The sequence below is a fragment of the Rouxiella aceris genome, from assembly GCF_012933545.1.
GTDB classification, from domain to species: domain Bacteria; phylum Pseudomonadota; class Gammaproteobacteria; order Enterobacterales; family Enterobacteriaceae; genus Rouxiella; species Rouxiella aceris.
Window position 1 is genome coordinate 1 of the sequence record NZ_JAADJU010000014.1, and the last position, 25072, is coordinate 25072.

Sequence of the window (25072 nt, forward strand, 5' to 3'; positions counted from 1 at the left end):
CTGAAGGGACGTTTAAGACTAAGACGTTGATAGGCTGGGTGTGTAAGTGCAGCGATGCATTGAGCTAACCAGTACTAATGACCCGAGAGGCTTAACCTTACAACACCCAAGGTGTTTGTAATTTGAGAGAGAGAGATTTTCAGCAATGTTCCGAGATTGGTTCTGGCGGCTTGCCTGTAAGGGAAAGCGGTTGGAATAAAACGAATTTGCCTGGCGGCACTAGCGCGGTGGTCCCACCTGACCCCATGCCGAACTCAGAAGTGAAACGCCGTAGCGCCGATGGTAGTGTGGGGTCTCCCCATGCGAGAGTAGGGAACTGCCAGGCATCAAATAAGTGGAAAGCCCTGTACTGACGTACAGGGCTTTTTGCTGTCTGTAATACGGCAATAATACCCGTGTATCTCGCTCATCAAGACAATATGGTTAACCCACTCCCGGCCCCTGACTGACGTCAGGGGCTTTTTTATTGGGCGATTGCGTTAAAAACAAGACTGGCAGGGAATAACAGCTTAAACAGAAGGCCGATTTTTCAACCAACTGATGATAAAGTCACCGACTTCAGCGATATTATTGATATCCAGTTGCTGCACTGGCAAAGATAAGGGCGCATCAGTCGCTAACGCCACCACGTAATCGTCTAAAATATCCGCTAAATCCTTGCCTGAATCCTGACGAAATAACGCGATTTTATCGATCTTTTCATACTTGAAACCTTCAACCAGGATCAGATCGAGCGCCGACTCATCAAAGCGGCTGGCCAAATAACAGAGATCCAGGGGGGGTAATGTCGGCGTTTCTGTCATTAATGCCCAACGACTGCTGCTGGCAACCATGGTTTGCTCTGCCCCGGCTTTTCTGAGTTCAAAGCTGTCTTTACCCGGGGTGTCAACGTCCACCGCGTGATGGCTGTGCTTAATCAGCCCCACCCGCAGACCGTGTTGGCGCAAATAAGGGATCACCAGCTTGAGCAGCGTAGTTTTACCGGTGCCACTGCGGGCGACTACGCCTAATAATGGGATCATTGCGTTTTCCTTAGCGAAGCCTGCCAAAGCTGGACATCCTCTGGCGTATTTAAATTGGCAAAGGCGGCAGGATTAGCAAAAACCACCTGCTGTGCGGCAACTTGTGCAAAGAAAAGCATAACTTTCCGCTCCCCTTGCGCCAGATATTCACGCAGGCGAGGGATCAGGCTTTTATTAAGCAGACATAGGGTGGGGTGAGCGCGTTCACCGTCGGTGACGTAAGCGGCAGGAGCCTGGCCTTTGTTTTCCCACAGACGCTGCACCAGGTTATCTGGAAACGCTGGCACATCGCAGGGGACAAACGCCACCCACTCTGTCTGACTGGCAACCAACGCCGCCAGCATCCCTGCCAGCGGGCCGGCAAAGTCGACGGTGATATCACCAATAACCGCAAAACGCTCGGCGTACTGTTCCTGATGTTGGTTACTGCTGATTAACAGCGTACCGACCTGCGGTAGCAGTTTATTGGCGATATGAACGAAAAGCGGTAGCCCGTCAATCTTCACCAGCCCTTTGTCCTGCCCCATTCTTGAAGAGCGTCCACCGGCCAGAATGACACCCGTAATCGCGTTGCCGGTCATGATGTTATCTCCATGTCTTGACTGATGATGATTGTAACGTCAAATATTGTCCTGGATCAGATTATACTTTTTTTCCTTTTCCCCCTTCTGTTCAGGGTCAAATAACCCTGCTACTTTGGATCACTACTCAGCTTAGAAGAGGCTCCTTATGAAAGATCATCGTATCAATGAATTGATTGAACTTCTGCATCCGGCCTGGAAAGAAGACACAGATTTAAATCTGTTACAGTTTTTGCAAAAGCTGGCCACCGAGGCAGGTTACCAGGGTGCCCTTGCCGACCTGAGTGATGACACATTGATTTATCACCTGAAAATGCGCGGTAGCGCTACGACTGATGAAATCCCTGGCCTGAAGAAGGATTACGAAGAAGATTTTAAAACGGCCATTCTGCGCGCCAGAGGGATATTGAAGGATTGATGTAAACTTATGTGAACTTCATGCGACAGGCTAAAAATTGATGGTACTATTTCAGACTATCCTTTTGCATTCTGGCCTATCTGAATGAAGTTATGAATAATTCTGCATTTAATTTTCATGCGCTGTCCCCGGATCTTATCCTTGATGCGCTAGAAAGTGTGGGCTTGATTGCTGAGTCAGGATTAACCGCGCTCAACAGCTACGAGAACCGGGTTTACCAATTTCTTGATGAACAGCGCCAACGCTATGTGGTCAAATTTTATCGACCAGAGCGTTGGAGTGCTGCACAAATTGAAGAGGAACATCGTTTCTCCGCGGATCTGTCACGTGCAGAGATCCCCGCCGTTGCGCCCGTTATGCTTCAGGGCAAGACATTACATCACTATCATGGCTATATGTTTACGCTGTTTCCTAGCGTGGGCGGGCGTCAGTACGAAATCGATAATCTCGACCAATTAGAATGGGTCGGACGCTTTCTCGGCAGGATCCATCAAGTTGGCAGTGAAAATCTTTTTACTCATCGTCCTACTATGGATTTAGATGAATATCTCACCGAACCAAGAACGGTTCTCGCTACCAGTGAATTAATTCCCGCCAAGCAGCGGACCGCTTTTTTGGCTATCCTCGATGATCTGATCACGGTCATTAAAGAATATTGGCACTCTGAGTGGCAGCCGCGTCGCTTACATGGGGATTGTCACCCGGGTAATATTCTCTGGCGTGACGGACCGATATTTGTCGATTTAGATGATGCCCGTAATGGCCCGGCAGTACAGGATTTATGGATGCTATTGCACGGCGATCGTTCCGAGCAATTAATTCAACTGGATATTTTGCTTGAGGCCTACGGTGAGTTTGCTGATTTTGACAGCCGCGAGTTGGCACTTATCGAGCCGCTTCGCGCAATGCGTATGGTTTATTATCTGGCCTGGGTGACACGTCGCTGGCAGGACCCTGCTTTTCCTAAAAGTTTTCCCTGGATGAAAGACGAAGACTTTTGGCTGGGTCAGGCTGCGGCATTTAAAGAGCAAATTAATAAACTGCGTGCGCCACCTTTGCAACTGATGCCAATGTACTGAGCAATATAAAAAGTTTTATAAAATTATTTAAACGGAGATCGATGAGTATGAAGAGCCTTTTTTCTGCCAGAAAAATCATGTTAGCACTCGTTGGGCTGGTATTGGCGTTCAGCGCCTCTGCTGCTCAATTTTCTGATGGTGCTCAATACACAACATTAGATAAGCCGCTGGCGAATGAGCCTCAGGTAGTGGAGTTTTTCTCATTCTATTGTCCGCACTGCTACGAGTTTGAACGTGTGTGGCATGTCTCTGATACCATTAGCAAAAACCTTCCAAAAGATGTCAAGTATGTGAAATACCACGTCGATTTTCTTGGACCTTTGGGTAAACAGCTAACTCAGGCCTGGGCGGTTGCCATGGCATTGGGTGTTGAAGATAAAATCAGCCCACTGATGTTTGAAGCGGTGCAAAAAACTCAGACCGTGAAAACAGTAGCGGATATTCGCGATGTCTTTATTAAAGCTGGCGTTAGTGGTCAGGACTATGATGCGGCATTAAATAGCTTCGTGGTTAAATCTCTGGTGGTTCAGGAAGAGAAAGCCGCTGCTGATTTTGCTCTGCAAGGTGTGCCATCCATTTTTGTAAACGGTAAATACCAGATCAAAAATAATGGCCTCGATACCAGCTCTATGGACGCTTACTCCAAGCAATTTTCCGACGTAGTCAATTTCCTGGCAACGCAAAAATAAGCAGTGATATAAACGCCAGCTACGTGCTGGCGTTTATATACCCGGCAAATAATTCCCGGCGTCATTAACCTATTCCAGGCTTGTTCACTGCACCCCTTCCCTGAATTTATCTTTGTTCACTCGCTGTAGTTGCTGGCGATAACATTACATTTTTACTGGCTGAATTCTTTAAATAAATATTGCTGAGGATATTTATATCCACAATGATGATTAAAATAAAATGACAGTATAAGGCAGCAACGGCTGCTGATAAGCTGATGATTAACAGCCCTATATCGTTCAGCTCCGCCATATGCAACACAAATCTCTCAATATGTTTTAATTTTACTCACAAACTTATCCACAGGCTGGATCCGCGAGAAAGCGCGCAAGATCAACATCAAATTTCCTTTCCGGGTTCGACTTTGACCTCAGCTATGGCATGCTTAGGGTATGACATGCCACGTATAAAGAAGAGTTATGGTCCAGATTGCTGAAAATCCATTAATCCTGGTAGACGGTTCGTCTTACCTTTACCGCGCCTACCACGCTTTTCCCCCGCTGACCAATAGCGCAGGAGAACCCACTGGGGCGATGTACGGTGTGCTGAATATGCTGCGCAGCCTGTTATTGCAGTATCAACCAAGTCATGTTGCCGTGGTGTTTGATGCCAAAGGAAAAACCTTTCGCGACGAGCTGTTTGCCGAGTACAAATCGCACCGACCGCCTATGCCGGACGATCTGCGGGCGCAAATAGAACCCCTGCATCAGATGGTAAAATCCATGGGATTGCCGCTGTTGGTGGTGCCAGGCGTGGAGGCCGATGATGTGATCGGCACGCTGGCTCTGGAGGCTGAAAAAGCGGGGCATGCCGTTTTGATCAGCACCGGCGATAAAGACATGGCGCAGTTGGTTACCCCGGGCGTGACCTTAATCAATACCATGAATAACACTATTCTCGGGCCGGATGAGGTGGTAACGAAATACGGTGTACCTCCTGAGCTGATTATCGATTTTCTGGCCCTGATGGGCGACTCTTCCGATAATATTCCCGGCGTACCTGGTGTTGGTGAAAAAACGGCACAGGCTTTGTTGCAGGGGTTGGGCGGTCTGGATGCGCTGTATGGCGATCTCGACAAGATAGCCACCCTGAGTTTCCGTGGTGCCAAAACCATGGCGGCAAAACTGGCTGATAATAAAGACGTTGCCTACCTCTCCTATCAGTTGGCCACCATCAAAACCGATGTGGCGCTTGATATCACCTGCGATCGACTTACCGTCAGCCCACCGGATGCTTCCGAGCTAAAAGGCTTATTCGAACGCTATGAATTTAAGCGCTGGCTGGCCGATGTTGAACAAGGTACCTGGTTAAGCGGCAAGAAAGGCCCCGTGGCGGCCAGCAAGAAAAGTGCTGTAGCCCAAGATGAAAGCCTCGAACAAACCACTGTAGCGCCAGCACAGCTCTCTCAGGAGGGCTATATCACCATTCTCGACCAGGTTACGCTCGATCAATGGCTGGTGTGGCTGAAAGAGGCCGAAGTTTTTGCTTTTGACACCGAAACGGATGGCCTGGATACCTTAACCGCCAATCTGATAGGTCTCTCTTTCGCTATTGCCCCCGGTAAAGCGGCGTATCTCCCCGTAGCCCATGATTACCTTGATTGTCCCGTCCAGCTCGATCGCAGCAGCGTGCTTGCGCAATTAAAACCGCTGCTGGAAGATCCCAAGCAAGCAAAAGTGGGACAAAACCTCAAGTTCGATCGCGGAGTATTGCTGCGTTACGACATTGAGCTGCAAGGTATCGATTTCGATACCATGGTTGAATCTTATGTGCTCGACAGCGTGTCTGGTCGCCACGATATGGATAGCCTTGCCGATCGTTATCTCGGCCACAAGACGGTAACCTTTGAAGAGATTGCCGGCAAAGGTAAAAACCAGCTCACTTTTAATCAGATTGCATTGGAACAAGCCTCCCCCTATGCGGCGGAAGATGCCGACGTCACTTTGCAATTACACCAGACACTGTGGCCGAAGATCGCGCAAGAACCGGGACTGAAAAAGGTGTTTAGCGACATTGATATGCCGCTGGTGCCTTTGCTGTCGCATATTGAGCGTACCGGCGTGCTGATTGACCAGAATATTTTGGCGGCGCACTCCAAAGAGCTGGCTATCCGTTTAAATGAACTGGAGAGCAAGGCGCATGAATTGGCTGAAGAACCTTTCAACCTGGCGTCAACCAAGCAGCTGCAGGCGATTTTATATGATAAACAAAAACTGCCGGTTCTGAAGAAAACTCCGGGCGGTGCTCCATCCACCAACGAAGAAGTGTTGGCTGAGCTGGCGCTGGATTATCCTTTACCGAAAGTGATCCTCGAGTATCGCGGTCTGGCCAAGCTTAAATCGACCTACACCGACAAGCTGCCTTTGATGATCAGCCCGCAAACCGGCAGGGTGCATACCTCTTATCATCAGGCGGTCACTGCCACCGGGCGTTTGTCTTCCAGCGATCCTAACCTGCAAAATATCCCGGTGCGCAACGACGAAGGACGCAGAATTCGCCAGGCATTTATTGCACCGGCAGATTACTGCATTGTTGCGGCGGACTATTCGCAAATCGAACTGCGGATTATGGCGCACTTATCGCAGGATAAGGGGCTATTGACGGCGTTCTCTGAAGGTAAAGATATCCACCGCGCCACCGCTGCCGAAGTTTTTGGTCTGGCACTCGATAAAGTTTCTGGTGAACAGCGCCGCAGTGCCAAAGCGATCAACTTTGGTCTGATTTACGGCATGAGCGCCTTTGGTTTGTCGCGTCAGCTAAATATTCCGCGCAAAGAGTCCCAGCGCTACATGGACCTCTACTTTGAACGTTACCCTGGTGTGCTGGAGTATATGGAACGCACCCGTCAGCAGGCGGCCGCACAGGGCTACGTCGAGACGCTGGATGGCCGCCGACTGTACTTGCCTGATATCAAGTCAAGCAACGCCATGCGTCGCAAGGCAGCGGAACGTGCGGCGATTAATGCCCCAATGCAGGGAACGGCCGCTGACATTATCAAACGGGCCATGATCAAGGTTGCCGGCTGGTTAGCACAGCCTGATGCACCGCGCGCGCGGATCATTATGCAAGTACACGATGAATTGGTGTTTGAGGTGCATAAAGACGACGTCGAAAAGGCCAATGAGACTATTCGCCGATTGATGGAAGAGAGCATGACGCTGGCTGTGCCACTTAAAGTTGATATCGGCGTTGGCGAGAATTGGGATCAAGCTCACTAAGTGACGATAAAACAAGCTAATTTTGTAATTAAACAACATCAGTTGGCGGTAATTTTATGCGTACGATCGCATAACCTTCAATTTTTGTGTAAGTAAACTACAAAAAACACTTTTTCATCGCAAAAAAATGAGGTAAAGTCTCAGACGTAGGGTACAGAGGTAAGATGTTCTATCTTTCAGACCTTTTACTTCACGTAATCGGATTTGGCTGAATATTTTAGCCGCCCCAGGCATTTTATGTCTGGGGCGTTTTTTATTGGATTTTTGACTGACTTTTTTGCCGCGTGGCAAGGGGAGAGATCCCTGAACAAGCAAAAGGCAGCCGATCGGCTGCCTCTGACAGTGCTGGCGAGTTATTGCCAAGCCATTATTCGCCTGACAGTTGTTCTTCTAATACTTCTGGCGGGATCTGGCTAAACCAGTTATTGAGTTTGTCACTGAGTTTATCGACACCAAATTTCTTCAGGGATGAAAAAGCCTCGACCTGAATATCACCCATAAAAGGTTGTACCGCTTCGCGGACCATGGTGACCTGTGTTTTACGTGCCCCCGAGGCCAGCTTGTCAGCCTTGGTCAACAAAATCAGCACCGGAGTACCCACGTCAACCGCCCACTGCACCATCTGCTGGTCTAGATCCTTGAGCGGATGACGAATATCCATCAAAACCACCAGGCCCTTCAGACAATTACGCATTTGCAGATATTCGCCCAGTGCGCGCTGCCATTTACGCTTCATTTCTTCCGGAACTTGCGCATAACCATAGCCTGGCAAATCCACCAGACGTATCCCGGATTCAACTTCAAACAGGTTAATTAACTGGGTGCGTCCTGGTGTCTTACTGGTGCGCGCCAGGCTTTTCTGACCGGTCAATGTATTGAGCGCACTGGATTTTCCGGCGTTTGAACGGCCAGCAAATGCGACTTCAATGCCTTCATCGCTTGGCAGATGCCGGATGTCTGGGGCACTGATAACGAAATGGGTCATATGATAGTTGTAGGTTTGGCTGCTCAAAACGTGCGTCTCCGTGAGGCTTTAGTATCTGGCTGGCGATTATAGCGATAACAGTGGTGAGATGTGTTTCTGTTTTACAAAGCGCATGATGAAAAATCATTCATAGAAATGATAGCAGCTGAGATTTCTGCCATTAAGCTGTGAGAGTTTTACCATTTTTAATGCGAGCTAAAACGCTATTTATTCTACCTTTGCCATAAATTTTCATAAAAAACAATGTGGTGAGTTAATTGGCTGGTAAATATTCCCAGTCACTCAGCCCGCTATCTTGAGCCTTAAGTGCTTTAGGGTAAAGTCTTTCTTACGCGATGAACGCAAGAGAGGAAACAGGGACGCCAAAGCGTTAAAGGATGTTGGGAACCCATCGCGTATCTGGCCAGGCAGGCGCAACAGGCAAAGTAAAGAAGGCAGGTTTTGGTCACAAAAGGACAGTGATGTACAAATATTCTGCCATCAAAAAAAAGAAAAAGGCGACAAGGTTAACTTGTTACCTTTTTTCTTTGTGCGCTTTCTGCTAGATTCCGCGGCAATTCTATACTAAATGAACACTCCTAAGAGTAGATGCCATGAACCAGCCAGCGAAAGCCCCGCGCGCCAAAACCGCGACGTCAAAAACGAAGAAAAAAAGTCGTGTTGAGCTAGATATCGAAGCTCGCGAACGTAAGCGTGACAACAAGCGCCGTGGCCATAAGCCAGGCTCACGCGCTAACCCGGAAGGCGGCAAAAACACGTCGTCGACCAATGATAAAAAAGCCGATCCACGTATTGGCAGTAAAAAAGCGGTGCCACTGGTGGTGGAAACCGTGTTGAATAATGCCCCTAAAGCGAAAAAAGTGGTCAAGCCTGTTGTCGAGGCCAAGCCTGCTCTTCCTCCAGAAGAAGAATTAACCCTGCTGGAAAATGATGCGCGTCTGGATTCTTTGCTGGATCTGTTGGACGAAGGGAAAACCCTGAGCGCCGAAGATCAGAGTTATGTGGATCAGACCCTGGATCGCATCGATGTACTGATGGAATTGCTGGGTATTGAATTAGGCGATGAAGACGACGAAGACGAAGATGCCGGCGAGAATATGTATCGTCTGCTGAAAGGCGGCAACTAACCGGCAAGGTTATTTAGCTGCGATATAAGGGCCGGTCGACCATCATGGTTGACCGGCCCTTATTATTTAGAACATCCGTGCGATAATCGCTTTTTTGCCCGCCAGATAGTGACGGACCACCGCAGTTACATGCCCCACCAGGATCACGCCCAGGGTAATGCAGGCATAACGGTGGACGATAAAGAAAAAGCGATTAACTTCCAGGTTTTCTATAGGTTGGGGGATCGGCCATAAACCAAACAGGTTGTAACCTTTTTCCAGCATTAAAAAGCCCGAGACCAGCGTAACAAAAATGGTCAGATAGAAAACTTCATGGGCGAAGATCAGGAAACTCTTTTTCATACGGCCGATCTCTGCCGGATAAGGTACTGAAGGGCGAAAGAAACGCCAGATAAAGCGTACCAGCATAATCGGGGTGGCAATGGTGCCCAGCGTCATATTCAGCACGGAGAAAAATTGGAAATAAGCCGTGCCCTCCAGAGCATGCAATATATACCCCATGCACATGGCGTAAATAATCACGATGGCCACCAACCAGTGTAACAGGCGGCTAAAACCGTCGTAACGCGTAGGTATTATTGCCCCATTGTTTTGCATTCTATCTTTACTCCTTGTTTAACCTGGATATTTAAGTCAAAATTTCATTTGTACAGCAGCCCAGAAATTACGACCGGGGTCGCGCAACTGCGTCTGCGCCGGGAAGCCAAAATCTTTATTGCCTGCCATATTCAGGTGTTCGACATAGTCTTTGTTGAACAGATTATCGATGCCGCCGCTCAGGCGCAGCGCCGGTGTAATGGCATAATCGATGTTCCAGGAGAGCACGCCGAAGCCTGCGCTTGGGCCCATATCTTTGCCGGTGACATTGCCCTGTTGATTGGCTACGCGTGGCTGTGCGCTGACCAGACGCCACAGCAAACGGGTATTCCAGTCGTTGCCGGCATAACTGAGAGTCAGCCTTGAATCCAGCGGTGGCATTTGCGGCAACGGTTGACCATCGCTGCGGTTGCGTCCCCATGCCCAGGCGAGGGTAGTTTCCAGCTTCCAGCGCTCACTTAATAAGTAGGCACTCCCCAGTTCTGCTCCCATAATCTGTGCATTGACGTTGCGGGTCATTTTCGCCGGTGAAGCATAATCAAAAACAATAAAATCCTTGATTTGACCGAGGTATCCGGCAAACCAGGCATCGAGTTTTTCCCCTTTGTATTGCGTACCGAAATCGAGCTGTGTGGTTTTTTCGCTGCGAATACGATGAATATCACCGGCGCTGGAGAACAGCTCCCAATAGTCCGGGGTGCGCTCGGTATAACCGAGGCCAACATAGGCCATCAATGGCCACTTGGCGTCGGTCACTTCATAGCGCGTGAAGGCTCCGGGCAGGATGGCCGTGCGGGAGGTGGTTGTGGTGCGAAAGTCTGTCGCCTGCACCCGATCAACACGAGCACCGCTAATGATTTTTCCCGACATACCCGCTTCGGTAGTCAGCTCGGCAAATAATCCAGCCTGGCTCAGGGTGGCGTTCTTTTGCCATTGCATCATACCGTTTTTACGGTGAGTGCTGCTTTGCGCATCGACACCGGTAATCAGCTGATTACCCTGCCATTGCCAGGTGCTCGCCAGTCGCGTGCCATAGGTGGTGCGATCGACCCGCGAGGCCATGCGCCGATCGTCAGCGGTCGGGCGCAGCGAGTAATTGTCCATAATATGATCGGCATGATTGTAATAATTGCGCCAGCTCACCTTGGTCAAGGTAGCGTTGATATTGCGCCTCTCCAGCAACAGACCGGCACTTTTACGCAGAAACTGCGCGCCGTCCATGGCGCGGCCGCCGTAGCGTGCTTCGCCGTCGCTGCTGCCCAGGCTCAGTTCAACCAGACTATCGTTATCCGGCGTGATACCCAGGCTGACATCTGCGTTCCATTTATCCCAACGGCTGGGAACGCGATTGCCTCTGCCGTCACGATAGTCATTGGCGCGCGATTTCCCCGCCGCCAGCTTGAGATAACCGGACTCATTACCCAGGGTGGTATCTATATTTTGATCCTGGCGGCCAAAACTGCCGGCGAGGGCGTTGATCTCTCCGCTAAACGTCGGTTGGCTGACAGACTCGGGTTTACTTTCAAACAACAAGGTTCCTGCCGGTGCCATAGGTCCCCAGATAACAGTCTGCGGACCTTTGATCAGGGTTAACAGATCAAAACTGGCGGGTGAAATATAGGAAGTGGGGGCATCCATCCGCCCGCCGCATCCGCCATAGATTGCACCGCCATTGGTTAAGACCGTTAATCGTGAACCAAACATGCCGCGCAGCACGGGGTCCCCATTGCTACCGCCATTGCGGATTTGCGCAAAGCCCGGAATTGACTTCAATAGATCGGAACCATCGCTGGCCGGTACCGGCTGACGAGGTGCTTTGGTTGATGTGACGGTGGTCAGCGGTGACGTTAATGGTGCACTGATGGTGATCACCTCAGAGGTTGCGTTGGCACTGATCGGCAAAGCGACAGCCACCATGCAGGCTATCCAGGGCGTAGAAGTCAGCAGCGGTATTGCCTGGCTATGGAGTTCCTTCGTTAAAATATTCATTGCTTCTGACTCATTAATTTATTTTTAATTAAATAAGTGGGGGAGTTCATTTCTTTGCTAGTGAATTGTTTAGCTGAATAATGAATATGATTGTTTTTAATAGGCATGAGCGATCCCTGTCCATAGTTGTACATGAGGGGAGATGTGGGAATATAGGCTTAGATGCTGAAGCTTTTTCTTATCATTAATAAGAAAGTTCTTCAACCAACAGTGACGGGGTTGTTATAGCGGTATTTAAAAGAACAGAAAAACCATAATAGCGACCAGTATGGGATAAGGACCAAAAGGAAAAGCCTGACCGGGTTTAACTTTCAATATTATTAAAGCACTGAGGATGGCCAAAATAGATGAGGCAATCATAATATGGCATAACATGCCGTAACCCATCCAGGCACCCAATCCGGCAAATAACTTCATATCGCCTCTGCCCATTCCTTCCCGCTGAAAAAACACGCGAAATAATAAAGACAATGCCCAGGGCAGAGTAAAACCCACAACCGCAGCAATACCCGCTTCTTGCCAGCCAACGCGGCCAACACCGGCCCAGGCAGTCACTATGCCGCCAATAATCAGCGGCCAGGTCAGCCTGTCAGGCAGCAGCATGGTTGCTGCATCAATGCAGGCCAGCGGTACCAGCAGGCAAAGTGCAAACAGTATTACGGCAGACTCGATACCCGGGCCATGATGAGCGATCACCCAGCCAAACATGATAGCCATTAAGCCTTCAATCAGCGGATAGCGAGGGGAAATAGCTGCTCGGCAATCGGCGCATTTTCCTGCCAATAATAGCCAGCCAATTAACGGAATATTATGGCGCCAGCGTACCGGATGGTGACAGAAAGGGCAGTGTGAGACCGGGAAACTCAATGATATTTTTTCTCCTGCCATTATTCTCGGCAGCCGATAGATAATCACATTGATAAAACTGCCGATGATAGCACCGACTATTATTGAAAGTATTAAAACGAACATTGCCTTTATTCACTTTTAATTAATGTATATTTTAATTTTTTAAATGTATTGTTTAAGTGGTGAGGTATTATCATTTATTTGTTACTATTTGCCATGATTTTTTTTATGAATTTTTGCGCCATTGCGGTTGCGAGGGGAACTTTCGCCCTAAAGGGTTAATTTTTTTTAACGTAACAGAGAATAATCTCTAAGTTTATTAGTTAGTTCTCTGTTGTTATGAGAGGCCTCTTCTATTATCTGTGCGTACTTAGCTCAAAAATGGCGCTAACCCGCTCTATTCTCATTTTTATATCATTAGTCATACCGCCTGAGGATTGTATGAAGTTAACAAAAATAAAACGTGATACCCAGCAGGGGTTCACATTACTCGAACTGTTGGTCGTTTTAATGATCATTGCATTACTTGCCGGTTTTGTCGGACCAAAACTTTTTTCACAAGTGGATCAGGCAAAAGAAAAAACAGCCCGCAGTCAGATGAAATCTCTTTCCGAGTCTCTGGGTCAATACCGTCTTGACGTTGGTCAGTATCCCACTGCCAGCCAGGGGCTCAAGGCGCTGACGCATCAACCCAGCGGTGTAAACAACTGGCGTGGGCCATACCTAAGTCAGGAGGTTCCTAATGATCCCTGGGGAAACCCTTATCAGTGGAATAATCCCGCCAAAGATAAAAATGAAATTTATGAAGTGGATATTACGTCGGCCGGTATAAACGGAAAATCAATTACTTACGGTTTTTAGTCTTGTTAAGAATTATTTTTTTTGCTGCATCCATTATTTTTTGCTCTCCGGCAAATGCCTATTGTTGGCAGGAAGCCGGGGTGCGCTATGGTATTGAGCCCGATCTGCTCCAGGCTATTGGGATTGTTGAATCTAATTTAAATTCACAGGCCCATAACCGGAATAAAGATGGAAGTTACGATATTGGTTTAATGCAAATTAATAGCCGTAATATGCCTGCGTTAAAAAAATTTAATATTACCGAGCGGCAATTACTTGATAACCCTTGTTTGAGTGTGATGAGCGGGGCCTGGATTTTGGCCGGAATGATCCGCCAAAAGGGATATAACTGGGAGGCGGTTGGCGCCTATAACGCCGGATTTTCTCCCGCCCGCGCTCATTTACGCAAACGCTATGTCAACCGCGTCTGGATCCATTATCAGCGTTTGCATACCGCGCGCGCCGCCAAACCTCAGTGAGTATGTAATGAAAACCTTTGATGTCACGTTATTGCTCGATGGTAAAAGCGCAGTACAACGCGTAAGAGCAAATTCAGCCGACGAGGCGAAAGCAATGGTCGCCGCCGAAGGGGCATTAGTCATCAAGATCAAGGCCTGCCAGCAATGGGGCGGGCGGGCAAAACCCTTTCCCTTGACCCTGTTTATCCAGGAGCTGGTGGCGTTGCTGGAAGCGGGGCTGGTCGTTGTCGAGGCCATTGAAGCGCTGTATGAAAGTTGTCGCGATGAAATGCAACGTCAGGTGCTGCAGATGCTGCTACAGAAGCTTTACCAGGGATGCCAGCTCTCCCAGGCGTTGGCCGCTCAGCCGCTGTTATTCCCCGCGTTGTTGGTAAGTACCGTCGCGTCTTCCGAGCAGACCGGGCAGTTGGCCACCGCACTGACGCGTTTTCAGTTCTATGAAAAAAGAATAGAGATTTTGCGCAAACGCATCCGTTCCACCCTGCTTTACCCCTGCGTAGTACTGAGCGTCGGTGGACTGATTATGTTTTTTTTACTCGGTTTTATTATTCCCCGTTTTTCAGTGGTGTTTGCCGGAATGAAAGACCCCTCGGCCAGTGCGCAATTTATTGTCTGGTGGGGGAAATTAGTTGAACAACAAGGGCTTATATTACTGGTTATCACCCTGTTTGCCAGCACCGGTCTGGTCTTTTTACTGCGCAGCCAACTGATTAAAAAGGCGTTAATGGGTGTGTTGATGCGTATCCCGCAGTTGAAGATGCAGTTTGAACTCACGGTGCTGGTGAGATTTTATCGCACCCTCGGATTGCTGTTGCAGGGAGGAATGCCCGCCGTCGACGCCATCTCCATGACCGGTTCGCTGCTGCCTGCTGACTACCGCCCAAGGCTTGCCGGGGTACTCAATGAGGTGCGTGCCGGCAAGGCAATTTCGCAAACTCTCGACTGTTATCAACTGACGACGCCAGTTGCCGCACGATTACTGGCGGTAGGTGAACGTGGTGGCGAACTGCCCGCCATGTGTGAACGCATTGCCGCTTTTTATGATGAAAGCCTGGAACGGGCCATCGAAACCTTTAGCAAGGTGTTTGAGCCGCTATTGATGTTGATCGTGGGCGGCATGGTGGGATTGGTGGTGTTTCTGCTGTATATGCCGATTTTTGAAATGGCAGGGAGTCTTTCCTGATGACATCTACGAATAAAGATCACCAGGATTTCTATTCCTGGTTCTCACTGGAGGTAGCTGAACGCCGTGAACGCCTGGAAAGGCTGCTGGCCGAACAGCCCGCACAGCTTGAGAAACTGGCCGCTGCCTTCGGTCTGTACCCGCTGGATAACGAGCAATTAGCGCTGGCTGAGCTGGATTTTTCCCGCTTGCCGTTGGCTGAAGCCATTTCCCACGGTGTATTGCCGCTCAGGCTGAAGGATCATCATTATCTGCTGTTAAGCGATCCCTTTTCTCTGCCTGTCAGGCAGTGGGCACAGCGTTATACCGATCGGCTGGCACTGTGTCAGCCCTCATGGGTCGACAAGCAGCTTGAATCTCTTTCTCGTCAGCAGCGCACCACCGACCATCTTGGGCAGCAAGAGTCAGAAGGACAAGCGGAAGAAGCGTTGACCGAGATCTCGCTGGTCTCCATCTCCCGGGAGCAGAGTCCGGTGATCAAACTGGTTAACGCCACGCTGTTTGATGCCCTGCAAAGTCGCGCCAGCGATATCCACCTGGAAAGCGTGAGCGACGGGCTGGTGGTGAAATACCGTATCGATGGGGTACTGCATTTTATCACCCGCAGCATTGGCAGCCAGCAGGCGGAACAAGTGATTTCGCGCCTGAAGGTGCTGGGATGCATGGATATCTCTGAGCGACGTATCCCGCAGGATGGCCGTTTCAAAGCGCTTATCCAGCAGCGTGCGGTGGATTTCCGCGTATCCATAATGCCAAGCATTCATGGTGAAGATGCCGTACTGCGCGTGCTTGATAAGTCGCATGAACAGAATCTGCGTCTCGAGACCCTGGGTTTTGATCAACAGACCTTGTCCTCCATCCGTCAGTTAACCCATATGCCGTACGGCATGGTGTTGGTTACCGGCCCGACCGGTAGCGGAAAATCCACCACCCTCTATTCGGCGCTCAGTGAATTGAACAGCGGAGAAAGCAAGATTATTACCATCGAAGATCCGGTGGAGTATCAACTCGACGGCGTGTTGCAGATCCCGGTTAACGATAAGAAAGGCCTCACTTTTGCCCGTGGCCTGCGCGCCATTTTGCGTCATGACCCGGACATCATATTGGTGGGGGAGATCCGCGATGGGGAAACCGCCGGTATTGCCGTACAGGCGGCGTTAACCGGTCATGTGGTGTTGTCGTCAGTGCATGCCAACAGCGTCTTTAGTGTACTTGAGCGCTTTCTGTATATGCAGGTAGAACCTGCCAGTCTGATCACCGCGCTTAATGGTGTGGTCGCGCAACGCCTGGTGCGTCAGATTTGCCCGCACTGCCGGGAAACCTGTCAGCCCGATGAACAGGAGATCCAGGACTGGAGCCTGACAGCGCAACAGCTGGCGCAGGGCGTGTGGGCCAAAGGCCGCGGTTGTGACAAGTGTCGACAAAGCGGCTACCACGGTCGTCTGGCGCTGGCTGAAGTGCTGTTTTTTAGTGACGCCATGAAAGAGGCGATGCTGGCTCGTTCGTCGATTAGACAGTTGCGTGACACCGCATTAAGAGACGGCTTTATTCCTTTGCGCGATATCGCGATTGAGGCAGCGCTCAAAGGCTCTACCACCTTACAGGAAGTAAAACGTGTTATTTCAATACACTAAGATGTGGCAAGTTTTTATGCGACCGCAACAGCTACAGCTTTATCTTGGCACGACTATGGTCCATCAAACGGCGTGGGAAAACCTCGGCGATCTGGCGGCGGCGCTTGAAACCTTGTTCGGTAAACTTCCCCGGCGCGGGCCATTTGTCGACTGCGTGGAATTTATTCTCGATCATGCTTATCTCGACTATCTGATTGTGCCCTGGCAACAGGGGGTGACTACGCCCGCCGATCGCGATCAATTTGCCCTGGCTCTCCATCAGCAGCAGCAAGGCAGGCTGACTGGCGATCTGCGGGTGGCATTTTTTGATAGCGAATATCAAAAACCCGGCTTTGCCGCCTTGCTGGAGAAATCGCTGTTTGAGCTGATGCGCGCAGCCGCACGTCGGCGGCGATTACGTTTTTGCGGCTGTCGTACCCTGTTTGCCGTCCTCTGTCAGACGCTGACTCGCAAACTGCCCGCCAATGCGTTGTACGCCTGCATTGATGCCCGGCAAAGCAGCTTTGCCCTGCGCTATCAACACCGCTGGCATAGCGTTTTTACCCTGCATCTCCCGGCGGCCGATACGGCAAAACATCTTGAGACGGCGAATGGCCTGGCGGGACTGCCGCCGGTTGATCGCTACGTGATCTATTCAGACCAGGGGTTGCAAAGCGCCCGGCAGTTGCCTATTCCGGCTGTGGCGGTAGAAAACCCATGAAGCCGCAAACATTTACCGCACTCCCGCCGTTGGCAGTCAAAACCTGCTTTGTTCTCCTGCTGCTGGCTATACCGCTATTGATGGCGCTACAGCAAACCCTCAGCGAGCAACAGCGTCTGCAGCAAAAGATTAATGTCGATATGCGCCAGCTTCAGGCGCATCGCCAGGCGGCAGAAAAGATCCGTACCAGCCAAAAAGCCTTTGCGCGTAATCAGTCAGGCAGCGTCAAAACGACTCCCGATCTGCTGGCGTTTCAGCTTCTCGGCAAAGCACGGCGCGACGATGTCGCCCTGATTTCGCTGGAAGTAGATAACTCACAGCATCGTGTGCGTATAGAGGTGGTGACGGACAGCGTAAATACGCTGCTGGATTTTACGGCTCGTCTGCAGCAACTGGCTGGCAAGGTCGAACTGGAGAGTCACAGCAACGACAAGCTATTCGACGCGCCATGGAAAGTCAGAGGTACGCTCAGTATGGAGTTCAATTATGAAGGTTAATTTCACCACTTCATTAGATCTACGGGCGGGCTGGTTGCGGCTGCAATGGCAGGCACATTGTCTTTATCGACGTATGGGCCCGCTGCCGTTGTTACTGCTCGGCATATGGCTGAGTGGGGTGTTGTATTGGGCTCTGACGCTGCGTCCTGAGCTGTTGATGCAAAAGCACTCTTTAGACGAGATCCGACATGAGTTAAGCGTGCCTTTGCCGATGCTTTCTGCTGAACAGTCCACCATGCAAGACAATCTGAGTATCACCGAGTATCAGCAGGTGAAGGCGCTGTTTGCCATTTTTAATAAATATCATTTGCAGGTGCAGGAAAGCCGCTACCAGTTTATTGCCGCCGATGCCGATCATCCGGCACAACTGGCACTGGATATTCCCTTGCAGGGCGATTATCAGCAGTTTTACCTCGCACTGAGGGAACTCACCGCCAGCATGCCGGTGAAAGTCAATGCAGCAACCCTGCGCCGCAAGCACCCCGATCTGACGGGGTTGCAAATTATGCTGCGTGTCACGCTGCGTGGAGGGGAGGCATGAAACTGCCACGCTATCTGCAAATTTCCCTGCTGATCACCGTATTGCTGGTGCTCTACACCTTGGTTGCCGATAACGAGGCGGTTTCGCCGCCTTTGTCGGTAATTAATCCGCTAAGTCAGACCGCTCAAACCAGGAGCGCCGACCTGTACCGCCGTCAGCCGGTGTCGGAAAACAAGTCTGATGACTTTGTCGATCTTTTCCCCTCGGCAATTAAGCCTGTCGCGCGGGAGGAAAGTAAAGAAGCGCCGATCGCCGAAGAACCCTCTCTGCATCAGGAGCCTGAGATTATGGCACCACCGCTGCCATTTCAATTGGTGGGAGCCTGGTGGAGCAATCATCAGCGAACGCTGATGCTACAGGCGAACGACCAGCAGTGGATTATCTGTCGCAGTTGCCGCGCATCAACGCGGGTGTGGACGGGGATGAAACTGACGGCTGACTGGCAGTTGAAAAGCGTCTCGGCCGACAGCCTGACCTTTATTTGGTTACCCCAGATGCAAGAGCTGCATCTGGCCCTTGGTGATATGAAATCTGAACCTAAGTTTAATTATGACAAATAAGAAACCCCTCGCCCTCGCCATCTCTCTGTTATTACTGGCAGGATGTAGTACAACCAAAGTCCCCGATAGCCCGATGGCAGCAAAAGAGACGCCCCAGCAGGCGTTGGTTAACTCTCTGGAAAAGCTGGCCGCGCAGCGGGCAACGGATCCCGATAATATCGAGTTGAAAAGCCGGGAGCAGATAGAGGCCTCACAGTTGGTGAATATCTACCTGCTGCAGGCTGAGCAGGCATTGAAAGAAAACCGCTATGTTGATGCTGCCGACCTTTGGCGCAAAGTATTGAACTATCAGCCGGGTAACAGTCGTGCCATGCAGGGGTTGCGACGCATCAGTACCTATCGGGCACTGAACGCGACTTATACCCAGGCGGTCAATCTGGCTTTGCAGAACCCTGAACAAGCGCTGCAAAAGATCCAGCTGGTATTGGAAGAAGAGCCCAACTGGCCGCAGGCCAAGGCATTGCGCGATCATCTGCTGCGCAAACTTTCTGCCAGCAATCTGCCCTATGACAGGATGAATGCCGAGCTCAAGAAAACTATTTCGCTGAATTTCCGCTCGCACAATATTATTGATATTTTTAATACTATTTCGCAGATGACTGGCGTGAATATTATTTATGATAACGATGTATCGACCAGCGCCAAAGCCAGCATTGTCGCCAGTAACACCACGGCGGAAGATGCCATCAATTTGCTGCTGCTTTCAAATCAATTAAGAAAGAAAATCCTCAATGGCAACACGTTATTGATTTATCCTGCCAGCCAGTCAAAAGATAAAATTTATCGCGAAATAGAAGTGAAAACCTTTTTCCTTGGTTATGCCAAAGCGAAAGAGGTCAATGTTGCCTTGCGTAATATGCTGAAGATAAAAGATATCCATGTGGATGAGCGTACCAATACCATTACTATTCGCGCCCCAAGCGAAACAGTCAGTATGGCTGAACGCTTGCTGGTGACATTGGACCGCCCAGAGGCTGAAGTCACCCTGGAGGTCCAGGTGCTGGAGATCTCCAGTAAGGACTCCTTTAATCTGGGGATTAAATATCCCGAGGCCATCGGAGTGCAAACAAATCCGACGACAACGGGTGAGGAGGGCAAAAGTAGCACAACGGTAAATAATATCCCGCTAAGTGGACTCAGTAAAAATAATATCAGCCTGTTACTTGGCGACGGCATTAAAGTCAATGTCAGCCAGCTGATATCTAAATCCAAGGTATTGGCTAATCCGCGCATTCGTGTGAAAAATGGCAAAAAGGCCGAGATCGAAATTGGTGAAGAAATTCCCATTAAAACGGCGGTTGTTTCAAGTGAATTTAAATCAGATAAAGTTGAATATAAAAATGTTGGTTTAAAGCTGCAAGTGATGCCTGATATTAGTCTTGATGGCAGTATTACCATGGATGTGAACTTCGAGTTAAGTAATTTAGGTATTAAGGAAGATGGCAATTATCGCACCAGTAAGCGTGCCGCCAAGACGGTGATGAGCAGTGAAAACGGGCAGACACAAATCCTGGCTGGCTTGATAAAGCAGGATCAACAGGAGAGTGAGGGCGGCATCCCCTGGTTAAATAAAATTCCGGTGCTGGGGTATTTGTTTGGCAGTAAAGGCCATGAAAAGCAGCGGACCGAGGTCGTGCTGCTGATCACCCCACATCTGGAACGCAATCTGGATTTACCGGGTGGTCACGTCAGTTCCATTCCATTAGGGACGGAAGATATGCCGGGTGAGCAAAACACTATTTTGCATTCAGAAGGCAAAATAAAACTCAATGCCGAAAACTTTAGCTTACCTGAATTGGCTCCGCCCGCGCAGTTGCCGGCCTTATTGGCCGATCCGATGATTAGCGCCAATGAAGTGGCCCGGCAATGAGTGGCGCGCAAAAGGGCTTTACGCTGATTGAAATGATGGTGACCCTGGCCTTGCTGGCAACGCTGGCGGCAGCGGCATTGCCGACAGTGGAGAAGTATAGCCAGCGTAAAAAAGAACAGGAGTTGCAACTGGCGCTGCGGCAGATCCGCACGGCGATTGATCGCTACTACCAGGTGGCACAAGAAGGTCGTTTGGGCAGTGAAAAAGCCATCGATGACTCGGGTTATCCCAAGGAGCTGAGCCTGCTGGAGAAAGGTGTGGTGGATGTCACTTCGCCGCACGGGGCGAAAATCTATTTTTTGCGGCGCATTCCCCGCGACCCTATGTGTGACTGTGAGGGACGTAGCAACGAAGAGACCTGGCGAATACGCAGTTCGAAAAGTGAACCCGGAAATTATGATCGTGGCAAAGATGTTTATGATGTTGCTTCCGGCAGCACTCAGACAGGGTTGAACGGAGTACCTTATGCGCAATGGTGAAAAAGGATTTACGCTGATTGAATTATTGGTGGTAATGGCAATTATCGCCGTATTGATGTCCGTGGCTGTGCCCAAATATTTTCAGCAGACGACCAGAGCCAGGGAGGTGGTGTTAAAACACAATCTTAATGTACTGCGTATCAGTCTGGATGACTATTTAAGGGATACCGGCAAATATCCCGAGTCGTTGAATGACCTGGTTGAAGAAAACTATCTGCGGCAGTTACCCCTTGATCCTACCACAGACAAACGCGATGGCTGGGTGGTCAAGGAGGATGATGAGGGCAGGATCATTGATGTCCACAGCGGCTCTCCGTTGCAATCGTCAGAAGGAAGCGAGTATGCGCAGTGGTAACCCGCAGGCGGGTTTTAGTTATCTGCTATTGCTCACCTGGTTAACTATTATGGCCATTATGCTGCTTAAGAGTCAGGATCATCTGGCAACAGAACTCCGTCAACAGCAGGAAGAGCAGCTGTTATTTGTAGGCGATCAAATTCGTAATGCAATTAAAAGTTATCGTGGTGACGCGGGCAATACCGACGGAAAACCCAACGACGAGATAAGGAATAAGGACAGTTGTTTCCCGGTTAATTTTGAACAATTGATTTTTGATAAAAGAAATCTTAAATCCAGGTTTCATCTGCGCAGGCTGTATCTTGATCCCTTTACCCAGAAGGCGAATTGGGTAAAAATTTTTGATAGTCAAGGTCGCTGGATTGGGGTGCATACCTCCCATAAGGGACAGCCACTGAAGAAAATCGGTTTTTCTGAGGATTATAAGAACTTTGAGAAGGCAAAGTCTTATCAGGACTGGGCGTTTAAGGTTAACGAAGATATTTCTGCACCTTTGCCAGAAAAATGTCAAAAATAAATTATTAATAAGAAAAAGTAAGAGTTTTCTTATGTGGGTGATCGCGCTATATACCTTTATAATAACAGCGAATAAATAGCATTATTTTTTATTATATTCATCATATTATAATTAATATTAAATAACCCAGCTTGCGGATTAAATTATATAAATCTACAGGATGTTAATTTTATTTTTCAGCTTCTTAATGATGGTCATTCCAGACTGTCACGCATGTGGTACGGCTATTTATAATGATTCAGGTTTTTTTTGCGGTTTATTTACAATATAAACACATTAGGGATTTAGTATGAGTGTAAACATTGTAATTGCTGATGAGTTAAGACTTGTCCGGAAGGGAGTCATTTCCCTTATCAACAGTATGCATTATGGTGAACAGCTGGGGAACGATCCCGCGGGAAGATTTAATATTGTTGCTGACACCGCCACCCCCAACGAGCTGGTCAATATTCTTTCCAGTCATGAGGTAGACTTACTCATTTTGGGGTATTCTCTTAGTACCAAAGAAAACAGTAATCCTATCTCTTCTCTTGACGGTTATGCGCTGATCAAGTGGCTGACTAAAAAGTACCCTACTCTCAAAATTATTGTCATCTCGCCTTATAAGCATCCCAGCCTGATGCGCAAGGTTCTGGAAATGGGGGCGACGGGTTATATCAGCATGGATATCTGCGAGAAGACGCTGGAGCGCGTTATTATCTCGGTGTTGAATAATGAGGTTTATGTTGAAAAAGGGATGATGAAGTCGCTTTTCCAGGGCGGAGATCGTTCTGGGCGAGAGGTTTCCCTCAAAGAGATGGAAGTGTTGCGGCTGCTATGCAAGGGACTGAATTTGACCAGTATCGCCAACAGAATGAACCTCAGTATTAAAACGGTCAGCGCCCATAAGCTTAGAGCGATGAATAAACTGGAGGTTGAGTCCGACTGCCAGCTTTATTGCCTGTTGACCGAGACCAAGCTGTTTAACGTCTCTTTTTAAGCGACACGCCTGTCCTGTTTGAAACCGCACCTGTTGCGGGGGCATCCTGCGGCCTGTTGTTCGCTGTCAGCCTGCTGCAATAGCCATGACTTTGGGTATAATATATCCTTCGCCTTTCAGGTTGTGGCGTTGTTGACTGTCTTTGCTTATCCCGGCCACTTGTTAGTGCTTGCGGATCCTGTCTTCGCCTGGGCGCATCTTGCCATCCATTGGATACAGATGAATATCATTGTATTGGTTATTGGCACATTTTTTGTGTGTTCGATATTTTGTTTATTATGTAGACTCATGCGCCTGTCGCGACAGCGGTCACGGCTGCGTAAAGCCAGCCTTTCGAGGCCGTTCAGACAACCTCTTCCCGCACGACGGTCAGTACGGCGTCGCTAACGTGATGTTCAAGATACGAGAGAGTAAGCATGTCAGCACCACAAATCGAATGGGATCTGGATCTGATTCAGAAATATAATTATTCAGGTCCCCGCTACACTTCCTACCCCACGGCGTTGGAGTTCAGCCCTGATTATGGCAATGACGCGTTTGAACAGGCGAGCACGCGTTATCCCGAGCGCCACCTTTCCCTTTACGTCCATATCCCGTTTTGCCATAAACTTTGTTACTTCTGTGGCTGCAACAAACTGGTAACCCGGCAACAGCATAAAGCGGAAGAGTATCTTGATGTGCTGGCCAAAGAGATTGCCCGGCGTGCGCCCCTGTTTAAACACCGCAAAGTCAGCCAATTGCATTGGGGTGGCGGAACACCAACCTATTTGAATACCGCGCAAATCAGTCGCCTGGTGGCCTTGCTGCGTCAGCATTTTGATTTCTTGCCAGATGCGGAAATGTCGCTGGAAATCGATCCCCGTGAGATCGAACTGGATGTGCTGGATCATTTACGCCGCGAAGGTTTTAATCGCCTGAGTATGGGTGTTCAGGATTTTAATAAAGAAGTGCAGCGGCTGGTGAACCGCGTTCAGGACGAGGATTTTATCTTTGCCTTGATCGCCCGCGCCAAGGCCCTGGGTTTCAGTTCTACCAATATTGACCTGATCTACGGCTTGCCAAAGCAAACGCCAGAGAGCTTTGCTCTCACTTTGCAACGGGTTGCGCAGCTCAATCCCGATCGCCTGAGCGTGTTTAACTATGCACATATGCCGGCGCTGTTCGCCGCGCAGCGTAAAATCAAAGACGCCGATTTACCCGCTGCCGAAGACAAGCTGAAAATATTGCAGCAAACCATCGCCTCGCTCACCGCGGCCGGTTACCAGTTTATTGGTATGGATCATTTTGCCCGTCCGACGGATGAGCTGGCCATTGCCCAGCAAAATGGCGAGCTGCACCGTAATTTTCAGGGTTACACCACGCAGGGAGACAGCGATCTGTTGGGGCTTGGCGTCTCGGCAATTAGCATGATCGGTGATACTTATGCGCAGAATGAGAAGGACCTGAAAACCTATTATGCGCAGGTTGAAGCACAAGGTCATGCGCTATGGCGTGGTCTGGCGATGAGCGATGATGACTGTCTGCGCCGTGATGTGATCAAATCGCTGATCTGCCATTTTGAATTGGATTTCGCGGTGATTGAACGGCGACACGGGATAGTGTTTGCCGACTATTTTGCCCCCGACCTGCTGCTGCTGGCACCGTTGGTGCAAGATGGATTACTGGAGATCGGCGCGCACAACATTAAAGTCACCGCCAGAGGGCGTTTGCTGATCCGCAATATCTGCATGTGCTTTGATATCTATTTACGTCGCCAGGTTCGTCAGCAGCAGTTTTCACGGGTAATTTGAGTAAAACAGCAGACAACGGGCAAAGACTGTTTTTAGGGATAGTACACCGTTGGG

At 49.5% G+C, this 25072-nt stretch carries 26 protein-coding genes and 2 rRNA genes; 22 read left to right on the top strand and 6 right to left on the bottom strand.

Annotated features, from left to right (window positions below):
* Both GW590_RS21250 and rrf read left to right on the top strand, forming a co-directional pair.
* A 23S ribosomal RNA gene (locus tag GW590_RS21250) occupies positions 1-99 on the top strand; the annotation flags it as partial.
* 110 nt (positions 100-209) lie between these two features.
* Positions 210-325: ribosomal RNA gene (gene rrf, locus GW590_RS21255) — 5S ribosomal RNA — on the top strand.
* 184 nt (positions 326-509) lie between these two features.
* Here rrf and mobB read toward each other — a convergent pair.
* Positions 510-1022, bottom strand: coding sequence for a molybdopterin-guanine dinucleotide biosynthesis protein MobB (gene mobB, locus GW590_RS21260; protein WP_169405081.1), 513 nt, complete (start codon positions 1020-1022; stop codon positions 510-512).
* Positions 1019-1603, bottom strand: coding sequence for a molybdenum cofactor guanylyltransferase MobA (mobA, locus tag GW590_RS21265; protein WP_169405082.1), 585 nt, complete (start codon positions 1601-1603; stop codon positions 1019-1021). The genes mobB and mobA overlap by 4 nt, the downstream gene beginning before the upstream one ends.
* A 148-nt stretch (positions 1604-1751) precedes the next feature.
* On the opposite strand from mobA, the gene GW590_RS21270 reads away from it, so the two are divergent.
* The 5 genes from GW590_RS21270 to GW590_RS24710 all read left to right on the top strand — a co-directional run bounded on the left by GW590_RS21270 (position 1752) and on the right by GW590_RS24710 (position 7259).
* Entirely contained in the window at positions 1752-2021 is a 270-nt protein-coding gene (locus GW590_RS21270) for a YihD family protein (protein WP_169405083.1), read from the top strand.
* Between the two features lie 92 nt (positions 2022-2113).
* Entirely contained in the window at positions 2114-3100 is a 987-nt protein-coding gene (locus GW590_RS21275; protein WP_169405084.1) for a serine/threonine protein kinase, read from the top strand.
* Positions 3101-3147: 47 nt separating this feature from the next.
* Entirely contained in the window at positions 3148-3789 is a 642-nt protein-coding gene (dsbA, locus tag GW590_RS21280; protein ID WP_169405203.1) for a thiol:disulfide interchange protein DsbA, read from the top strand.
* A gap of 459 nt (positions 3790-4248) precedes the next feature.
* Positions 4249-7047: a DNA polymerase I gene (gene polA / locus GW590_RS21285; RefSeq protein WP_169405085.1), complete on the top strand. Its 2799-nt coding sequence runs from the start codon at positions 4249-4251 to the stop codon at positions 7045-7047.
* 164 nt (positions 7048-7211) lie between these two features.
* Positions 7212-7259, top strand: a complete 48-nt coding sequence (locus GW590_RS24710) for a spot 42 RNA, inhibition of DNA synthesis (RefSeq protein ID WP_071892919.1) — start codon at positions 7212-7214, stop codon at positions 7257-7259.
* A 155-nt stretch (positions 7260-7414) separates the two neighbouring features.
* On the opposite strand, the gene yihA is transcribed toward GW590_RS24710, so the two are convergent.
* Positions 7415-8059, bottom strand: a complete 645-nt coding sequence (gene yihA, locus GW590_RS21290; protein WP_169405086.1) for a ribosome biogenesis GTP-binding protein YihA/YsxC — start codon at positions 8057-8059, stop codon at positions 7415-7417.
* A 566-nt stretch (positions 8060-8625) separates the two neighbouring features.
* Here yihA and yihI point away from each other — a divergent pair.
* A complete protein-coding gene (gene yihI / locus GW590_RS21295; protein ID WP_169405087.1) occupies positions 8626-9159 on the top strand; it encodes a Der GTPase-activating protein YihI in 534 nt (177 codons plus the stop codon).
* A gap of 66 nt (positions 9160-9225) precedes the next feature.
* Here yihI and GW590_RS21300 read toward each other — a convergent pair whose 3' ends face one another.
* From GW590_RS21300 to GW590_RS21310, 3 genes are all read right to left on the bottom strand, one after another.
* Complete coding sequence (locus GW590_RS21300; RefSeq protein ID WP_169405088.1) at positions 9226-9756, bottom strand: cytochrome b; 531 nt, start codon at positions 9754-9756, stop codon at positions 9226-9228.
* Between the two features lie 36 nt (positions 9757-9792).
* The gene (locus tag GW590_RS21305) at positions 9793-11745 is read right to left on the bottom strand and encodes a TonB-dependent copper receptor (RefSeq protein WP_211186868.1); all 1953 of its coding nucleotides are present in this window, start codon (positions 11743-11745) and stop codon (positions 9793-9795) included.
* A 234-nt stretch (positions 11746-11979) separates the two neighbouring features.
* On the bottom strand, positions 11980-12717 hold the full coding sequence (locus GW590_RS21310) for a prepilin peptidase (protein WP_169405089.1): 738 nt from the start codon (positions 12715-12717) through the stop codon (positions 11980-11982).
* Between the two features lie 318 nt (positions 12718-13035).
* Between GW590_RS21310 and gspG the strand changes: the two genes are divergently transcribed.
* The 14 genes from gspG (at position 13036) to hemN (ending at position 25018) form a co-directional block, all read left to right on the top strand.
* Complete coding sequence (gene gspG / locus GW590_RS21315; RefSeq protein WP_169405090.1) at positions 13036-13455, top strand: type II secretion system major pseudopilin GspG; 420 nt, start codon at positions 13036-13038, stop codon at positions 13453-13455.
* A 2-nt stretch (positions 13456-13457) separates the two neighbouring features.
* Entirely contained in the window at positions 13458-13913 is a 456-nt protein-coding gene (locus GW590_RS21320) for a transglycosylase SLT domain-containing protein (protein WP_169405091.1), read from the top strand.
* 7 nt (positions 13914-13920) lie between these two features.
* Complete coding sequence (locus GW590_RS21325; RefSeq protein ID WP_169405092.1) at positions 13921-15096, top strand: type II secretion system F family protein; 1176 nt, start codon at positions 13921-13923, stop codon at positions 15094-15096.
* The gene (locus GW590_RS21330) at positions 15096-16730 is read left to right on the top strand and encodes a GspE/PulE family protein (RefSeq protein WP_169405093.1); all 1635 of its coding nucleotides are present in this window, start codon (positions 15096-15098) and stop codon (positions 16728-16730) included. Before GW590_RS21325 ends, GW590_RS21330 begins: the two co-directional genes overlap by 1 nt.
* 16 nt (positions 16731-16746) lie before the next feature.
* Positions 16747-17430 (top strand): hypothetical protein, encoded by a 684-nt coding sequence (locus GW590_RS21335; RefSeq protein WP_169405094.1) that lies wholly within the window; start codon positions 16747-16749, stop codon positions 17428-17430.
* Positions 17427-17927 (top strand): hypothetical protein, encoded by a 501-nt coding sequence (locus tag GW590_RS21340; RefSeq protein ID WP_169405095.1) that lies wholly within the window; start codon positions 17427-17429, stop codon positions 17925-17927. Before GW590_RS21335 ends, GW590_RS21340 begins: the two co-directional genes overlap by 4 nt.
* Positions 17917-18468, top strand: coding sequence for a hypothetical protein (locus GW590_RS21345; RefSeq protein ID WP_169405096.1), 552 nt, complete (start codon positions 17917-17919; stop codon positions 18466-18468). The genes GW590_RS21340 and GW590_RS21345 overlap by 11 nt, the downstream gene beginning before the upstream one ends.
* Positions 18465-19028, top strand: a complete 564-nt coding sequence (locus tag GW590_RS21350) for a hypothetical protein (RefSeq protein WP_169405097.1) — start codon at positions 18465-18467, stop codon at positions 19026-19028. Before GW590_RS21345 ends, GW590_RS21350 begins: the two co-directional genes overlap by 4 nt.
* Positions 19018-20898: a secretin and TonB N-terminal domain-containing protein gene (locus GW590_RS21355; RefSeq protein WP_169405098.1), complete on the top strand. Its 1881-nt coding sequence runs from the start codon at positions 19018-19020 to the stop codon at positions 20896-20898. The genes GW590_RS21350 and GW590_RS21355 overlap by 11 nt, the downstream gene beginning before the upstream one ends.
* Positions 20895-21377: a type II secretion system protein gene (locus tag GW590_RS21360; protein WP_169405099.1), complete on the top strand. Its 483-nt coding sequence runs from the start codon at positions 20895-20897 to the stop codon at positions 21375-21377. The genes GW590_RS21355 and GW590_RS21360 overlap by 4 nt, the downstream gene beginning before the upstream one ends.
* Complete coding sequence (locus GW590_RS21365) at positions 21364-21732, top strand: type II secretion system protein (RefSeq protein WP_169405100.1); 369 nt, start codon at positions 21364-21366, stop codon at positions 21730-21732. Before GW590_RS21360 ends, GW590_RS21365 begins: the two co-directional genes overlap by 14 nt.
* On the top strand, positions 21674-22249 hold the full coding sequence (locus tag GW590_RS21370; protein ID WP_169405101.1) for a type II secretion system protein: 576 nt from the start codon (positions 21674-21676) through the stop codon (positions 22247-22249). The genes GW590_RS21365 and GW590_RS21370 overlap by 59 nt, the downstream gene beginning before the upstream one ends.
* A gap of 289 nt (positions 22250-22538) precedes the next feature.
* Positions 22539-23228: a response regulator transcription factor gene (locus GW590_RS21375; protein ID WP_169405102.1), complete on the top strand. Its 690-nt coding sequence runs from the start codon at positions 22539-22541 to the stop codon at positions 23226-23228.
* A gap of 416 nt (positions 23229-23644) precedes the next feature.
* A complete protein-coding gene (gene hemN, locus GW590_RS21380) occupies positions 23645-25018 on the top strand; it encodes an oxygen-independent coproporphyrinogen III oxidase (RefSeq protein WP_169405103.1) in 1374 nt (457 codons plus the stop codon).
* Positions 25019-25072: the final 54 nt, after the last annotated feature.

Coding starts and splice junctions, on each gene's coding strand:
- mobB (WP_169405081.1), bottom strand. CDS start 1,022: ATGATCCCATTATTAGGCGTAGTCGCCCGCAGTGGCACCGGTAAAACT.
- mobA (WP_169405082.1), bottom strand. CDS start 1,603: ATGACCGGCAACGCGATTACGGGTGTCATTCTGGCCGGTGGACGCTCT.
- GW590_RS21270 (WP_169405083.1), top strand. CDS start 1,752: ATGAAAGATCATCGTATCAATGAATTGATTGAACTTCTGCATCCGGCC.
- GW590_RS21275 (WP_169405084.1), top strand. CDS start 2,114: ATGAATAATTCTGCATTTAATTTTCATGCGCTGTCCCCGGATCTTATC.
- dsbA (WP_169405203.1), top strand. CDS start 3,148: ATGAAGAGCCTTTTTTCTGCCAGAAAAATCATGTTAGCACTCGTTGGG.
- polA (WP_169405085.1), top strand. CDS start 4,249: ATGGTCCAGATTGCTGAAAATCCATTAATCCTGGTAGACGGTTCGTCT.
- yihI (WP_169405087.1), top strand. CDS start 8,626: ATGAACCAGCCAGCGAAAGCCCCGCGCGCCAAAACCGCGACGTCAAAA.
- GW590_RS21300 (WP_169405088.1), bottom strand. CDS start 9,756: ATGCAAAACAATGGGGCAATAATACCTACGCGTTACGACGGTTTTAGC.
- GW590_RS21305 (WP_211186868.1), bottom strand. CDS start 11,745: ATGAATATTTTAACGAAGGAACTCCATAGCCAGGCAATACCGCTGCTG.
- GW590_RS21310 (WP_169405089.1), bottom strand. CDS start 12,717: ATGTTCGTTTTAATACTTTCAATAATAGTCGGTGCTATCATCGGCAGT.
- gspG (WP_169405090.1), top strand. CDS start 13,036: ATGAAGTTAACAAAAATAAAACGTGATACCCAGCAGGGGTTCACATTA.
- GW590_RS21325 (WP_169405092.1), top strand. CDS start 13,921: ATGAAAACCTTTGATGTCACGTTATTGCTCGATGGTAAAAGCGCAGTA.
- GW590_RS21330 (WP_169405093.1), top strand. CDS start 15,096: ATGACATCTACGAATAAAGATCACCAGGATTTCTATTCCTGGTTCTCA.
- GW590_RS21335 (WP_169405094.1), top strand. CDS start 16,747: ATGCGACCGCAACAGCTACAGCTTTATCTTGGCACGACTATGGTCCAT.
- GW590_RS21340 (WP_169405095.1), top strand. CDS start 17,427: ATGAAGCCGCAAACATTTACCGCACTCCCGCCGTTGGCAGTCAAAACC.
- GW590_RS21345 (WP_169405096.1), top strand. CDS start 17,917: ATGAAGGTTAATTTCACCACTTCATTAGATCTACGGGCGGGCTGGTTG.
- GW590_RS21350 (WP_169405097.1), top strand. CDS start 18,465: ATGAAACTGCCACGCTATCTGCAAATTTCCCTGCTGATCACCGTATTG.
- GW590_RS21355 (WP_169405098.1), top strand. CDS start 19,018: ATGACAAATAAGAAACCCCTCGCCCTCGCCATCTCTCTGTTATTACTG.
- GW590_RS21360 (WP_169405099.1), top strand. CDS start 20,895: ATGAGTGGCGCGCAAAAGGGCTTTACGCTGATTGAAATGATGGTGACC.
- GW590_RS21365 (WP_169405100.1), top strand. CDS start 21,364: ATGCGCAATGGTGAAAAAGGATTTACGCTGATTGAATTATTGGTGGTA.
- GW590_RS21370 (WP_169405101.1), top strand. CDS start 21,674: ATGTCCACAGCGGCTCTCCGTTGCAATCGTCAGAAGGAAGCGAGTATG.
- GW590_RS21375 (WP_169405102.1), top strand. CDS start 22,539: ATGAGTGTAAACATTGTAATTGCTGATGAGTTAAGACTTGTCCGGAAG.
- hemN (WP_169405103.1), top strand. CDS start 23,645: ATGTCAGCACCACAAATCGAATGGGATCTGGATCTGATTCAGAAATAT.